The organism is Aeromicrobium tamlense, from assembly GCF_013408555.1.
Taxonomy (GTDB): domain Bacteria; phylum Actinomycetota; class Actinomycetes; order Propionibacteriales; family Nocardioidaceae; genus Aeromicrobium; species Aeromicrobium tamlense.
This window is the reverse complement of the sequence record NZ_JACBZN010000001.1, coordinates 3,163,933-3,177,256: the sequence shown is the minus strand read 5'-3', so window position 1 is coordinate 3,177,256 and position 13,324 is coordinate 3,163,933. Positions and strand designations below refer to the sequence as shown.

The following is a 13,324-nucleotide window of genomic DNA, read 5'->3' as shown; positions in this document are numbered from 1 at the left end:
CGACCCCGGACGTGAAAGGCTGGAATCCGAGCCGGGATCCCCGGCCACCGGACGAGTGGAGTCGTACCCGGAGCGCGACAAGACGGCCACGAAGGAGCGCGTCATGTCGTGGATCGTTCTGGTCGTCTCGGGTCTGTTCGAGGCCGTGTGGGCCACCGCCCTGGGCCGCAGCGAGGGCTTCAGCAAGCTCGTCCCCTCGATCGTCTTCGTCGTCGCCTGCGCCATCTCGATGGCCGGCCTCGCGTGGGCGATGCGGGACCTGCCGATCGGCACCGCCTACGCCGTGTGGGTCGGCATCGGCGCCGCCGCCACGGTCGGCTGGGCCATGTACACCGGCACCGAGCCGATCTCGATCACCAAGTTCCTGCTCATCGGCGGGCTGATCGGCTGCGTCGTCGGTCTCAAGCTCGCGCACTGAGTCGCGCACGCGGCCGCCGGACTCGCCTCGTCGGAGGCGGTTCGGCTGGCCGCGGCCGACTACGCTGTCGGTGTGTACGAAAGCGTGATCCAGGACCTCATCGACGAGCTCGGTCGACTGCCGGGCATCGGCCCGAAGAGCGCCCAGCGGATCGCGTTCCACCTCCTCGACGCCGACCCCGAGGACGTCAAGCGCTTCGCGCAGACCCTCGTCGACGCCAAGACCAAGGTCCTGTTCTGCTCGGTCTGCGGCAACGTCACGGTCGACACCACGTGCCGCATCTGCTCCGACCCGCGCCGCGACGACTCGGTGCTGTGCGTGGTCGAGGAGAGCAAGGACGTCATCGCGATCGAGCGCACCCGTGAGTTCCGCGGCCGCTACCACGTGCTGGGCGGCGCGATCAGCCCCATCGCGGGCATCGGTCCCGACCAGCTGCGCATCAAGGAGCTGCTCGGCCGCCTGCAGGACGGCGCCGTCACCGAGGTCATCATCGCCACCGACCCGAACCTCGAGGGCGAGGCTACGGCCACGTACCTCATGCGGATGCTCGTGCCGATCGGCCTGAAGGTCACCAAGCTCGCCAGCGGCCTGCCCGTGGGCGGCGACCTCGAGTACGCCGACGAGGTCACCCTCGGGCGCGCGTTCGAGGGCCGCACCGCCGTCGGCTGATGGCCGAACCCGGTCAACCGGGGAAAACTTCGCTCTCGTCCAGCGCCCGGACGGCGGGCCGGAGGCTGGAAGCGCAGGGGCTAGACTGGCCGAGGCGCAACGTGGCGTCATCTCCCTGTGCCAGCAACCCCCAGAGCAAGGAAATGTCCATGGGCATCGTCGTGCAGAAGTACGGCGGCTCGTCGGTGGCGGACGCCACCAGCATCAAGCGAGTCGCCCAACGCATCGTGGCGACCAAGAAGGCCGGTCACGACGTGGTCGTCGTCGTGTCCGCGATGGGTGACACGACCGACGAGCTGATCGACCTGGCCAACCAGGTCTCTCCCCTCCCGCCGGGCCGCGAGCTCGACATGCTCCTCACCGCAGGTGAGCGCATCTCGATGGCGCTGCTGGCGATGGCGATCGAGACCCTGGGCCAGGAGGCGCGCAGCTTCACCGGCTCGCAGGCCGGCGTCCTCACCGACGACGTCCACGGCAAGGCCAAGATCATCGACGTCACGCCCGGCCGCCTCCAGTCGGCGATCGCCGACGGCGCGATCGTCATCGTGGCGGGCTTCCAGGGCGTCTCGCAGACCACCAAGGACATCACCACGCTCGGCCGCGGCGGCTCGGACACCACCGCCGTCGCGCTGGCGTCGGCGCTCAAGGCCGACGTGTGCGAGATCTACACCGACGTCGACGGCATCTTCACCGCCGACCCGCGCATCGTCCGCACGGCCACGCGCATCCCCGCGATCTCCTACGAGGAGACGCTCGAGATGGCCGCCAGCGGCGCGAAGATCCTGCACCTGCGGTGCGTCGAGTACGCCCGCCGCAACACCATGCCCATCCACGTGCGGTCGTCGTTCAGCGACAAGACGGGCACGTGGGTCGTGGCCGCCGAAGACGTCAGCAAGTACACGGAAGAAGGACAGGCGATGGAGCACGCCATCATCTCCGGGGTCGCCCACGACCGCAGCGAGGCCAAGATCACCGTCGTCGGGGTGCCCGACAAGGTGGGCTACGCCGCCGCCGTCCTGCGCGCCCTGGCCGAGGCCCGGATCAACATCGACATGATCGTCCAGAACGTGTCGGCCGCCGCGACGGCGCTCACCGACATCTCCTTCACGCTGCCGCGCGACGACGGCCAGACTGCGATGACTGCGCTGGCCCGCCTCAAGGACCAGATCGGCTTCGAGCGCCTGCAGTACGACGACAGCGTCGGCAAGGTCTCGATCGTCGGCGCCGGCATGCGCTCGCAGCCCGGCATCACCGCCACGTTCTTCGAGGCGCTGGCCGCGGCCGGCGTCAACATCGGCATGATCTCCACCTCCGAGATCCGCATCTCGGTCGTCGTGGGCGAGAACGAGGTCGACGCCGCCGTCAACGCCGCCCACGAGGCCTTCGGCCTGGGCAACGAGGACACCGAGGCCGTCGTGTACGGAGGGACCGGGCGATGAACGAGCGCCAGCGAGTGATCAATTCAGCACGTGGAATCGCGGCACCGACCTACCGTGCCCTTTCCGAGGCGGTGGCGCGATGACCAAGATCGGAGTCGTCGGCGCGACCGGCCAGGTCGGCGCCGTCATGCGTCAGCTGCTCGAGGACCGGAACTTCCCCGCGGAGTCGGTGCGCTTCTTCGCCTCGGCCCGCTCGGCGGGCAAGACCCTGCCGTTCCGCGGCGAGGAGATCGCCGTCGAGGACACCGCCACGGCGGACGTCTCCGACCTCGACATCGCGCTGTTCAGCGCCGGCGCCACGATGAGCAAGGTCCAGGCCCCGCGCTTCGCCGAGGCCGGCGTGACCGTCATCGACAACTCGTCGGCGTGGCGCAAGGACCCGAGCATCCCGCTGGTCGTCAGCGAGGTGAACCCCGGCGACATCCCCGCAGGCGACGGCCCCCGCGGCCGCGGCATCATCGCGAACCCGAACTGCACCACCATGGCCGCGATGCCGGTGCTCAAGCCGCTGCACGACGCCGCCGGTCTCGTCCGGCTCACCGTCAGCAGCTACCAGGCGGTCTCGGGCTCGGGCTTGGCCGGCGTCGAGGAGCTGCACTCGCAGGCCCTCGCCACGGTCGAGAAGGCCGACGCGCTCACCCACGACGGTCGCGCGCTCGAGTTCCCCGAGCCGGTCAAGTACGTCGCGCCGATCGCGTTCAACGTGATCGCGCTGGCGGGCGCGATCGTCGACGACGGCTCGCACGAGACCGACGAGGAGCAGAAGCTCCGCAACGAGTCGCGCAAGATCCTCGGCCTGCCCGACCTGCGGGTCGCGGGCACGTGCGTGCGCGTCCCGGTGTTCACGGGCCACTCGCTGTCGATCCACGCCGAGTTCGCGAACGACATCACGCCCGAGCAGGCCGAGGAGATCCTCGGCTCGGCGCCCGGCGTGACGCTCACCGACGTGCCCACCCCGCTCGAGGCGGCCGGGCGCGACGAGAGCCTCGTCGGCCGCATCCGCCAGGACCAGTCGCTCGAGGGCAACAAGGGCCTCGTGCTGTTCGTGTCGGGCGACAACCTGCGCAAGGGTGCCGCGCTCAACACGATCCAGATCGCCGAGCTGCTGGTCTGATCTGCCAGCCCGCCCAAGATGTGCTCCCATTTCTACCTTTCAGAGGGATTGAAAGGTAGAAATGGGAGCACATCTCGTCAGGGGCGGAAGGCGAGGAAGTCGTCGAGGACCTCGGGGTTCTGCAGCGCGCCCTTGGCCGCCGCCTCGTCCACGGGCGTGCCGCGCAGGATCTTCTTGACGGGTACCTCGAGCTTCTTGCCCGAGAGCGTGCGCGGCATGCCGCGCACCTGGTGCACCTCGTCGGGCACGTGGCGAGGCGACAGCTTCGAGCGCAGCTCGGTGGCGATCCGCTTCGTGAGGTCGTCGTCGAGCACCGCGCCCTCGACGAGCGCCACGAACAGCAGCAGGCGCCCGGCGCCGCCCTCGGAGTCCTCGAGGTGCACCACGATGCTGTCGGCGACCTCGGGCATCGACTCGACGACCGAGTAGAACTCCGAGGTGCCCAGCCTCACGCCACCGCGGTTGAGCGTGGCGTCGCTGCGGCCGGTGATCGTGCACGAGCCGTACGAGGTCAGGTCGATCCAGTCGCCGTGGCGCCAGACGCCCGGGAAGTCCTCGAAGTAGGCGGCGCGGTAGCGCGAGCCGTCGTCGTCGCCCCAGAAGCCGACGGGCATCGACGGCATCGGCTGCTTGATGACGAGCTCACCCAGCTGGTCGCGCACCGGCCGGCCCTGCTCGTCGAACGAGTCCACGTCGCAACCCAGCGACCGGCACGAGATCTCGCCCGCGTAGACCGGCACCGTGGGCGCCGCCCCGACGAACGCCGCACAGGTGTCCGTGCCGCCCGAGACCGAGGCGAGCTGCACCTGCGGGTCGAACTCGTCGTAGACCCAGCGGAATCCTGCCTCGGGCAGCGGGGCGCCGGTGGAGCCGAGCGCGCGCAGCGCCGAGAGGTCGGCGACGCGCGCGGGGTGCAGCTCCTCCTTGCGGCACTGGAGCAGGAACGGCGCGCTGGTGCCGAAGTACGTCACCCCGACCTCGGCGGCCATCTCCCAGAGCGCCTCGAGGCCCGGATGAGCCGGGTTGCCGTCGAACATCACCACGGTGGTGCCCGCGCCGATGCCGGAGACGAGGTAGTTCCACATCATCCAGCCGGTGGTGGAGAACCAGAAGAAGCGGTCCTCGGGGCCGAGGTCGCTCTGCAGGCTGAGCGCCTTGAGGTGCTCGATCGTGATGCCGCCGTGTCCGTGCACGATCGGTTTCGGCAGGCCCGTGGTGCCCGAGGAGAACAAGACGTAGAGCGGTGCGTCGAACGGCAGCCGCGCGAACTCGAGCGGGCCGGTGGTGGCGGTGAACTCCCGCCAGGTCGTGGCGCCTTCGGGAGCGGGCGCCTCGGGGTCCAGGTACGGCAACCAGACGACCTGGCGCAGTGACGGCAGCGACTCGGTGATCGTGGCCACCTGGTCGCGCCGGTCGATCCCCTTGTCGCCGTAGCGGTAGCCGTCGACGGCGAGCAGAACCACGGGCTCGATCTGCTGCCACCGGTCGATGACGCTCTGCGTGCCGAACTCGGGCGCGCACGAGGAGAAGATCGCGCCGAGGCTGGCCGACGCCAGCAGCAGCACGAGCGTCTCGGGGATGTTCGGCGCGTAGGCCGCCACCCGGTCGCCGGGGCTGACGCCGGCCGCGAGAAGTCCCTGTCGTGCCCGCGCCACCTGCTCGCGCAGCCCGGCGGCGGTCAGCGTGACCTCGTCGCGGCTCTGCGACCGCGCGATCACCACGACGTCGTCGTCGGCGCGCCCCGGGATGCGCAGCATCGCCTCGGCGTAGTTGAGCCGCAGCTCGGGGAACCAGCGCGCTCCGGGCATCGAGGCATCGGCGAGCACGGGCTCGGCGGTGCCGTCGTGCGGCAGGTCGAGGTACTCCACCCAGGCGCCCCAGAACCCGTCGAGATCGTCCACCGACCACTGCCACAGCGCGTCGTAGTCGGGGACGTCCACTCCCTTCGTGCGGGCGACCCAGGCGGCGAAGCGCTCGATCGCGGAGGTGCCGGAGAGGGCGGGCTCCCAGAGGACGTCGGCAGGCATGTCGGCAGTCTAGGTGTGACGCACGACGCACGAGAGTCGGGACCGGGCAGGTCGCAAGGCGGCCGCCGGCCGTGGCTTCCCCACCAGACCGACGACCGCCTCGCTCGCGCCGGCATGCCCCCCAGCACGCCGGCGCACCCCGCACGGTGGAACACCTGCGGGGCGGCTCCTCGGCCTTCCCGCCCCGGTGCACACACGCGGGAGAACCCGCTCACCGGAGCTGCCGAGCGCCCGGACCGATCCGGGCACCCGGTCAGTGTGCCCTAACTGCGAGTTACGCGCCAATCGGGAGGGCGTGGGCCGATGCACCCCAGAACGGCACGAAGCCCGGACTCCGAGGGAGTCCGGGCTTCGTGAGTGGGTCGGGGTGACAGGATTTGAACCTGCGGCCTCGTCGTCCCGAACGACGCGCGCTACCAAGCTGCGCCACACCCCGTGTGCAACCTCAGAAATTCTACCCGGTCAGGGTGAGGACTGTCGCCTCGGGGCGGCAACAGAACCGGAACGGGGTGAACGGCGAGGTCCCGCAGCCCGCCGAGACGTGCAGCCACGAGCGGTCGTGACCCGGGGTCCGGTGCGTGTGGAGGCCGTTCGCGCGGGCCCGATCGATGTCGCAGTTCGTGACCAGCGCGCCGAACCCCGGAACCTGCAGCTGACCGCCGTGCGTGTGCCCCGCGAGGATCAGCTCGTTGCCCGCGGCGTTGAACGAGTCGAGCACGCGCAGGTAGGGCGCGTGCGCGACGCCGATGCGCAGGTCGGCGGTGGCGTCGGCGGGCTGGTGGTCGAGCCGGTCGAACCGCAGGTGCGGGTCGTCGACGCCGGTGAAGGCGATGCGGGTGCCCTTGACCGTGAGCTCGTCCCGCCGGTTGTTGAGGTCGCGCCACCCCTGGTGGGAGAGAACGGCGCGCAGCTCCTCGTACGGCAGGTCGCGAGGGCGCTCCCAGTCGCCGCCGGTGTCGACGCCCGTGCCGCCGGTGAGGTAGGTGGCCGGGTTCTTGAGCTTCGGCGAGTAGTAGTCGTTGGACCCGAAGACGAAGACGCCGGGCACCTGCAGGAGGTCGGAGAGGGCGGTCACGAGAGGCACGACCGAGTCGCGGTGGGCGAGGTTGTCGCCCGTGTCCACGACGAGGTCCGGCCGCAGCCCGGCGAGGGACTCGAGCCACTCCTGCTTCGCGTGCTGGCCCGGCGTGAGGTGGATGTCCGACAGGTGCAGCACGCGGATCGGCTCGTGCCCCGCGGGCAGCACCGGCGCCGTGAACTCGCGCACCGCGAAGCGGCGCGTGGCCTCGACGTAGGAGTACGCGAGCGTGCCCAGTCCGAGCGCCGTGGTCGCTCCCAGCAGCCGCGTCAGTCGCATGCGGGAAGCCTAGTGGCCGCCACCGACCGCCGTCAGATCCAGCCGTGCTCGTACGCGTGCTCGGCTGCCTCGTACCGCGAGGACGTGTCGGTCTTGGTCATCGCGCTCGACAGGTAGTTGCGGACCGTGCCCTCGGCGAGGTGCAGGGTGCCCGCGATCTCGGCCACCGAGAGATGGCGCCGGGTCAGCCGCAGCGCGTCCAGCTCGCGGTCCGAGAGCGGCGAGGCCTCCGCGTTCAGTGCGGCTGCGGCGACCTCGGAGTCGACGTAGCGCCGGCCCGCCGCGACCTCGCGGATGACCTGCGCGAGGGCCGACACGGGGCTCGACTTGGGCACGAAGCCCGCGATCCCGGCGGCCATGGCGCGCCGGAGCACGCCCGGGCGGGCGTGGCGGGTCATGAGGACCGACCGCGCGAGACCGTCGATCTGGGTCGCGACCTCGATCCCGTCCGTCGGCGGCATCTCCAGGTCGAGCAGCACGACGTCGGGCGCGTGCGTCCGCACCAGGTCGAGCCCGTCGGCGCCGTTGCCGGCCTCGCCCACGACCTCGAGGTCCTCCTCCAGGGCGAGCAGGGCCACGATCGCGCTGCGGATCATCTCCTCGTCGTCGACGACCACGACCCGGATCACAGGACCACCTCGACGGTGAAGCGGTCGTCCTCGCGCCGGACCGCCAAGCGGCCGCCGCCCGCCGCGACCCGCTCGGTCAGCGACGCCAGGCCCGAGCCGGGCGACCCCGTGGCCTCGCGGGCGCCGTCGTTCGTGATGGCCAGGCGCTCCGGTGACGCCTCGATCCGCACGGTGGTCGCGGCGCTGTGGCGCAGGATGTTCGTCGTCGCCTCGCGCAGCGCCAGCGCGAACAGCGGCTGGTCGAGGCCCTCGTCGCACTCCACGGTGACGTCGGCGCCGGCCGCCTCGAGGACGGCGGCCGCGTTGGCCATCTCCTCGCGCAGGCTCGTGCGCCGGTAGCCGCGCACGATCTCCTTGGTCTCGGTCATCGCATCGCGCGCGATCTGCTGGACCTCGCCCATCGACGCCCTCGCGGCGGCGGGATCGCGGTCGAGCTGGCGCTCGGCGAGCTCGGCCTTGAGCGCGATCACCTGCAGGTGGTGGCCCTGGACGTCGTGCAGGTCGGCCGCGAGGCGCAGCCGCTCGCGCACCGCCGCGAGGTCGGCCTCGGCCTCGCCCGCGGACCGCACCTGGAGCATGAGCTGCCACAGCCAGACCTGGAACACCGAGACGGCCGGCAGGAAGAGCGCCATGAAGCCGATGACGTAGGCGCCCTGGAAGTCCAGGTCGAGCAGCTGGTCCCAGCCCGCGACGGCGTAGAGGCCGAGCAGCACCGGCACCGCCAGCACCAGCAGGGTGTTGCGGCGCCGTGGTGACACGTCGATCGCCAGCAGCGAGACGACGAGCCACGGGACCAGGACGATCCCCGGCGGGAACGTCGGCGGCAGCCAGGCCAGCGGGTAGACCAGCAGGGCCGGCGCGAGGTACTTCGCCCGCTGCGACCACGCGATCTGCTCGTGCCCCAGTCCGTGGCGCGCCGCGGCGATGAGGGGCCGGCAGGAGAGCCACACGACGGCGGCGATCACCACGAGCAGCAGGACGCTGCGCACGACCGCGGTGCCCTGGACCAGGTCGCCCGTCGCCCGCGCCGCCGGGCCGATCGTCCCGAACACGACGTAGATCCACAGGCTCGAGGCGGTGTAGCGCCAGGTCGCGACGAAGCCGTCGGGGTTCGAGCTCACGGTCCCGACCGTAGCCGAGGAGGCGCATGACAGATGTCATCGGATCTGGTGACTCCACGCGCTGGTGGGCACCGGTCCCCGGCCGCGAGGGTGGAGACATGGAGACCACCGACAACGCCGTGATCGACGTTCGCGGCCTGACCTGCACGTACGGTGACTTCACCGCCGTGCGCGACCTCGACCTGACGGTCCGGCGCGGCGAGCTGTTCGCCCTGCTGGGCACGAACGGCGCGGGAAAGACCACCACGATGGAGACCCTGGAGGGACATCGGGCCGCGGACGCTGGGAGGGTCCGCGTCCTGGGGATGGACCCGGTCGCCGACCGCGCGCGACTGCGGCCCCGGCTCGGCATCATGCTGCAGGAGTCGGGATTCGCCGGCGACCTCACGGTGCGCGAGACCGTGGACCTGTGGGCCTCGCTCACGACCAACCCCCGCCGCACCGACGACGCGCTGGAGCGGCTCGGCCTGGCCGACCGCGCCGGGACCCGCGTGGTCCAGCTGTCCGGCGGTCAGCGCCGCCGACTCGACCTCATCCTCGCGACGCTCAACAACCCCGAGGTGCTGTTCCTCGACGAGCCGTCGGCCGGGCTGGACCCCGAGTCCCGCGAGGCCGCCTGGCGCTTCGTCGCCGACCTGAAGGCCGGCGGCACCACGGTCGTGCTGACCACGCACTACCTGGAGGAGGCCGAGGCGCTGGCCGACCACGTCGCGATCATGCACGAGGGCCGCGTCGCCACCGAGGGGAGCGTCTCGGACGTCGTGGGCACCGCGCCCGCCGCGATCGAGTTCACCACCGTCGGCCTGGCCGGCGCCGACCTCGACCGCGAGCTGCGCACCGTCGTCGACCCCGTCTCGCTGCGCATCACGGCGGACCGCGTCCGCCTCGACGTCGCCGACCTGCAGTCCTCGCTGGGCCGCCTGCTGCGCTGGGCCGACCAGCACGGCCACCGTCTCGAGCGGCTCAACGCCTCGGAGGCCAGCCTGTCCGAGATCTTCACCCGCGTCAGCCACAGCAGCAACCGTCTGGAGGATGCCTCATGAGCACCACGACCACGCCCACCTCGCCGACCGCACTCGCTCGCGTCCGCGCGATCGCGGGCTCGGAGTTCCGGCTCATCGCACGCTCGAAGGCCGTGCTCTTCAGCGCCACCGCGCTGCCGCTGATGTTCGCCGCGTTCCTGTTCGTCCAGCGCGAGACCGCCGTCGAGGCGTCCGACGACACCACCGCATCGGTCGGCATGGTCTCGATGGTCGTCATGTTCTTCGTGATGTTCACCGTCTACATCACCGCCACGACGACCCTCGTGACCCGGCGCCAGGACCTGTTCCTCAAGCGGCTGCGCTCGGGTGAGTCCTCCGACCTCGTGATCTTGACGGGCCTGCTCGTGCCGCCGGTCCTGCTGTGCCTGGGCCAGACCCTCCTGGTCCTCGTCGCCATGGTGGCGCTGGGCAACGGGATGCCGGGTGCCTGGTGGTGGCTCCTGGCGGCGCTCGTCGGCCTGCTGGCCTCGTCGGTCACCGCCGCCACCGCGACCGCCGCGCTGACCCCCAACGCCAGCGCCGCGCAGATCTCGAGCATGCCCTACGTCGCTCTCGCGCTCGGCACCCTCATCGCCTCGCCGATGACCGAGAACCGCTGGCTCGACCTCACGCCCGGCGGCGCGCTCGTGACACTGGTGCGCGCCGCCTACGAGATGGACGTCTACGGCAACGTCGTCGTGGCCGTCGCGGGCCTCGCCCTGTGGACGTACTTCGGGTACGACCTGTCCAAGCGCCTGTTCCGCTGGGAGCCGCGGCACTGAGATCGCTCGTCGCGCAGGCGGTGGGAGAATGGCGACATGTCAGCTCTCAAGGACCGCCTGCGCGACGACCTCAACACCGCCCTGAAGTCCCGTGACGCCCTGCGCACCTCCGTGATCCGCATGGCGCTCGCCGCGATCACCAACGCGGAGGTCGCCGGCAAGGAGGCGCGCGAGCTGACCGACGACGACGTCCTCACCGTGCTGTCGTCGGAGGCCAAGAAGCGCCGCGAGTCGGCCACCGCGTTCGACGAGGGCAACCGCCCCGAGCTCGCCGAGAAGGAGCGCGCCGAGGCCGCCATCCTGGCCGACTACCTGCCCGAGCCCCTCAGCGACGAGGAGATCGCCGCGATCGTCTCGGACGTCATCGACCGGACCGGCGCCGCCGGCGAGGGCATGAAGGCGATGGGCAAGGTCATGGGCGCCGTCTCGGCACAGACCAAGGGCCGTGCCGACGGCGGCGACGTGGCCGCCGAGGTCAGGCGCCAGCTGGGCGCCTGAGCCCCTCGCTCAGTCGTCGTCCCCGCCGCGGCCGCGTCCGCGGCCCGGGCGATCGTCGTCGCCCCCGCCGCTCTTCTTCGTGGCGCGGGGCGCCGACGGCAGCGTCACCGAGTCGAACTTGGCCGGGGTGAGCGACTTCTCGATCTCGCCCATGGCCGCCTTCCACTGCGGACCCGCCAGCGAGGAGCCGCCGGCCTGGGAGAACGACACCGGGGTGCCGCGCAGCGTGGTGCCGACGAGGCCGGCCGGCTGGCCCTTCTTGTTGATGCCCGCGATCATCGACGCCGCCGAGATCTCGGGGGTGTAGCCGGTGTACCAGACGGCCTTGCTGTCGTTGGTGGTACCGGTCTTGGCGGCCGACGGGATGCTCAGGCCGGTGCCGTTGCTGTAGCCGAAGCCGCCGGGCTGCTGCAGGCCGACGAGGATCGCGTTGATCGTGGCGGCGGTCTTCTTGCTCATGGCGCGCTTGCACTCGGGCTTGTACTTCTTGATCGTCTTGCCGCTGCGGTCGAGGATCTCGGCGACCGGGGCGGGCTCGCAGTACATGCCCCCGGCGGCGGGGGTGGCGTAGGCGGCGGCCATGTCGAGCGGGCTGACGTCGATCGGGCCCAGCGTGAACGACGGGATGTAGCTGCCGGGGCTGCCCTTGTCGATGTCGGGCTCAGCGGTGGGGATGCCCATCCGCTTGGCCATCTTCACCGTCTCGCACAGGCCGGCGTCGCGCTCGAGCTGGGCGAAGTAGGTGTTCACCGAGCGACGCAGGCCGGTGACCATGTTGAAGCCGCCCGCACCCGTGGAGTTCTTGACCTCCCACTGGCCGGTGCCGTTGCCGTCGCAGTCGAAGTAGGTGCCCGTGGGGATCCTCATCGTCTGCGGCGAGTTGTAGGACTTGCTCGCGGGGATGCCGTCCTCGAGGGCCGCGGCCGCGGTGAACATCTTGAAGGTCGAGCCGGCCTGGAAGCCGTTCGAGTCGCCGTACCGGCGGGGCACCGAGAAGTTGATGTACGTCTCGCCCTTGCCCTTGCCCATCGAGCGCGACTGGCCGATGGCGCGCACCTTGCCGGTGCCGGGCTCGACGAGGGCCAGCGAGCCGATCGCCTTGTCGGTGTCGCCGACGTACTTCGTGACCGCCTTGTTGACGGCCTTCTGCATCGACAGGTCGATGTTGGTCTTGATGGTGAGGCCGCCGCGCTCGAGCATCGCCTGACGCTCCTTGACGGTCTCGCCCAGCGCCGGCTCCTGCAGCAGGTAGCGGCGGATGTAGTCGCACGAGAACGCGGCCTCGGAGTCGACGCAGCCGTTGGGGAACGACGTGATCTTCAGGCCGATCGGGGTGGCGCTGAGCTCCTCGGCCTCGGCCTCGGGGATCTTGCCGAGGCGGGCCATGACGCCGAGCACCGTGTTGCGGCGCTGGAGCGCGCGCTCGGGGTAGATGCGCGGGTTGAACTGCTCGGGGTTCTGCACGAGGCCGGCCAGCGTGGCGGCCTGCGCGGTGGACAGCTTGTCGGGGCTGACCGAGAAGTAGTGGTAGGCCGCGGCGCGGATGCCGTACGCGCCGTCGCCGAAGTAGGCGATGTTGAGGTAGTGCTCCAGGATCTCGTCCTTGGAGTACTTCTTCTCGTAGTTGATCGCCAGCTTGAGCTCGCGGATCTTGCGGGCCGTGGACACCTCGGTGGCGGCGGCGCGCTGCTCCTTGGTCGTGGCCTGCTGCACGAGCGTGAGCTTGACGAGCTGCTGGGTGATCGACGAGCCACCCTGCGTGTTGCCGTCGGAGGCGTTGTTCATCAGGGCGCGCAGCGTGCCCTTGAGGTCGAGGGCGCCGTGCTCGTAGAAGCGGTAGTCCTCGATCGAGATGATCGCGGTCTGCATGACCGGCGCGATCTTCTTCAGCGGCACGTCCTGGCGGTTCTCCTGGTAGAAGTACGCGACGCGCTTGCCGTTGGAGGCGATCAGGCGGGTGGTCTGCGGATTCGGCAGGTCCTGCAGCGCGAGCGGCAGGTCGACGACGTCCTTGCTGACCTTGTTCGACGTGCTGGCCAGGAAGGCCGTGCCGGGCACGAAGATCGCCGCGACGATCACTCCGGCCAGCACCGAGAGCCACGCGATCGAGCCGATCGCCCCCAGCTTCGACGTCGGCCGCGGTTCGCTCTCGGCGACCTTCTTGATCGAGTCACCCATGTCCTGCCACGCCATGGGCACGAGGATACGGGAGATCGGCAACCCGCCCCGGCACCGGCGAGACCAGCGC

12 protein-coding genes, 1 tRNA gene and 1 riboswitch are annotated in these 13,324 nt (G+C 70.8%); of the genes, 7 read left to right on the top strand and 6 right to left on the bottom strand.

Annotation, left to right across the window (positions count from 1 at the left end):
- Nucleotides 1-25: 25 nt before the first annotated feature.
- Nucleotides 26-93, top strand: a riboswitch (guanidine-III (ykkC-III) riboswitch).
- A gap of 10 nt (nt 94-103) precedes the next feature.
- The 4 genes from BJ975_RS15550 to BJ975_RS15535 all read left to right on the top strand — a co-directional run bounded on the left by BJ975_RS15550 (nt 104) and on the right by BJ975_RS15535 (nt 3,640).
- Nucleotides 104-418, top strand: coding sequence for a DMT family transporter (locus BJ975_RS15550; protein WP_179427564.1), 315 nt, complete (start codon nt 104-106; stop codon nt 416-418).
- Nucleotides 419-490: 72 nt separating this feature from the next.
- The gene (recR, locus tag BJ975_RS15545; protein WP_179427562.1) at nt 491-1,087 is read left to right on the top strand and encodes a recombination mediator RecR; all 597 of its coding nucleotides are present in this window, start codon (nt 491-493) and stop codon (nt 1,085-1,087) included.
- A 149-nt stretch (nt 1,088-1,236) separates the two neighbouring features.
- Entirely contained in the window at nt 1,237-2,526 is a 1,290-nt protein-coding gene (locus tag BJ975_RS15540; RefSeq protein WP_179427560.1) for an aspartate kinase, read from the top strand.
- A gap of 79 nt (nt 2,527-2,605) precedes the next feature.
- Complete coding sequence (locus tag BJ975_RS15535; RefSeq protein WP_179427558.1) at nt 2,606-3,640, top strand: aspartate-semialdehyde dehydrogenase; 1,035 nt, start codon at nt 2,606-2,608, stop codon at nt 3,638-3,640.
- A 77-nt stretch (nt 3,641-3,717) separates the two neighbouring features.
- Here BJ975_RS15535 and BJ975_RS15530 read toward each other — a convergent pair whose 3' ends face one another.
- The 5 genes from BJ975_RS15530 to BJ975_RS17190 form a co-directional block, all read right to left on the bottom strand.
- Nucleotides 3,718-5,667 (bottom strand): acetoacetate--CoA ligase, encoded by a 1,950-nt coding sequence (locus BJ975_RS15530; protein WP_179427548.1) that lies wholly within the window; start codon nt 5,665-5,667, stop codon nt 3,718-3,720.
- 362 nt (nt 5,668-6,029) lie between these two features.
- Nucleotides 6,030-6,103: transfer RNA gene (locus tag BJ975_RS15525), tRNA-Pro, on the bottom strand.
- An 18-nt stretch (nt 6,104-6,121) separates the two neighbouring features.
- Nucleotides 6,122-7,024, bottom strand: a complete 903-nt coding sequence (locus BJ975_RS15520; RefSeq protein ID WP_179427546.1) for a metallophosphoesterase — start codon at nt 7,022-7,024, stop codon at nt 6,122-6,124.
- Nucleotides 7,025-7,056: 32 nt separating this feature from the next.
- The gene (locus BJ975_RS17195; RefSeq protein WP_179427544.1) at nt 7,057-7,653 is read right to left on the bottom strand and encodes a response regulator transcription factor; all 597 of its coding nucleotides are present in this window, start codon (nt 7,651-7,653) and stop codon (nt 7,057-7,059) included.
- Complete coding sequence (locus tag BJ975_RS17190; protein WP_179427541.1) at nt 7,650-8,774, bottom strand: sensor histidine kinase; 1,125 nt, start codon at nt 8,772-8,774, stop codon at nt 7,650-7,652. The genes BJ975_RS17195 and BJ975_RS17190 overlap by 4 nt, the downstream gene beginning before the upstream one ends.
- A 98-nt stretch (nt 8,775-8,872) precedes the next feature.
- Between BJ975_RS17190 and BJ975_RS15505 the strand changes: the two genes are divergently transcribed.
- Genes BJ975_RS15505 through BJ975_RS15495 form a run of 3 tightly spaced genes read left to right on the top strand, consistent with a single transcriptional unit; the run spans nt 8,873 to nt 11,076 of the window.
- The gene (locus BJ975_RS15505) at nt 8,873-9,817 is read left to right on the top strand and encodes an ABC transporter ATP-binding protein (RefSeq protein WP_218845975.1); all 945 of its coding nucleotides are present in this window, start codon (nt 8,873-8,875) and stop codon (nt 9,815-9,817) included.
- The gene (locus tag BJ975_RS15500) at nt 9,814-10,578 is read left to right on the top strand and encodes a hypothetical protein (protein WP_179427537.1); all 765 of its coding nucleotides are present in this window, start codon (nt 9,814-9,816) and stop codon (nt 10,576-10,578) included. Before BJ975_RS15505 ends, BJ975_RS15500 begins: the two co-directional genes overlap by 4 nt.
- A gap of 36 nt (nt 10,579-10,614) precedes the next feature.
- On the top strand, nt 10,615-11,076 hold the full coding sequence (locus tag BJ975_RS15495) for a GatB/YqeY domain-containing protein (protein WP_179427535.1): 462 nt from the start codon (nt 10,615-10,617) through the stop codon (nt 11,074-11,076).
- Nucleotides 11,077-11,085: 9 nt separating this feature from the next.
- Here BJ975_RS15495 and BJ975_RS15490 read toward each other — a convergent pair whose 3' ends face one another.
- Nucleotides 11,086-13,269 carry a transglycosylase domain-containing protein gene (locus BJ975_RS15490; RefSeq protein WP_179427533.1) on the bottom strand — a complete coding sequence of 728 codons (2,184 nt, stop codon included), beginning with the start codon at nt 13,267-13,269 and terminating at the stop codon, nt 11,086-11,088.
- Between the last annotated feature and the right edge of the window lie 55 nt (nt 13,270-13,324).

Excerpts from the sequence above, each read along its gene's own strand:
- BJ975_RS15550 (WP_179427564.1), top strand. The coding sequence starts at position 104 with ATGTCGTGGATCGTTCTGGTCGTCTCGGGTCTGTTCGAGGCCGTGTGG.
- BJ975_RS15535 (WP_179427558.1), top strand. The coding sequence starts at position 2,606 with ATGACCAAGATCGGAGTCGTCGGCGCGACCGGCCAGGTCGGCGCCGTC.
- BJ975_RS15495 (WP_179427535.1), top strand. The coding sequence starts at position 10,615 with ATGTCAGCTCTCAAGGACCGCCTGCGCGACGACCTCAACACCGCCCTG.
- BJ975_RS15520 (WP_179427546.1), bottom strand. The coding sequence starts at position 7,024 with ATGCGACTGACGCGGCTGCTGGGAGCGACCACGGCGCTCGGACTGGGC.
- BJ975_RS15490 (WP_179427533.1), bottom strand. The coding sequence starts at position 13,269 with ATGGCGTGGCAGGACATGGGTGACTCGATCAAGAAGGTCGCCGAGAGC.
- BJ975_RS15530 (WP_179427548.1), bottom strand. The coding sequence starts at position 5,667 with ATGCCTGCCGACGTCCTCTGGGAGCCCGCCCTCTCCGGCACCTCCGCG.
- BJ975_RS15540 (WP_179427560.1), top strand. The coding sequence starts at position 1,237 with ATGGGCATCGTCGTGCAGAAGTACGGCGGCTCGTCGGTGGCGGACGCC.
- BJ975_RS15505 (WP_218845975.1), top strand. The coding sequence starts at position 8,873 with ATGGAGACCACCGACAACGCCGTGATCGACGTTCGCGGCCTGACCTGC.
- BJ975_RS15500 (WP_179427537.1), top strand. The coding sequence starts at position 9,814 with ATGAGCACCACGACCACGCCCACCTCGCCGACCGCACTCGCTCGCGTC.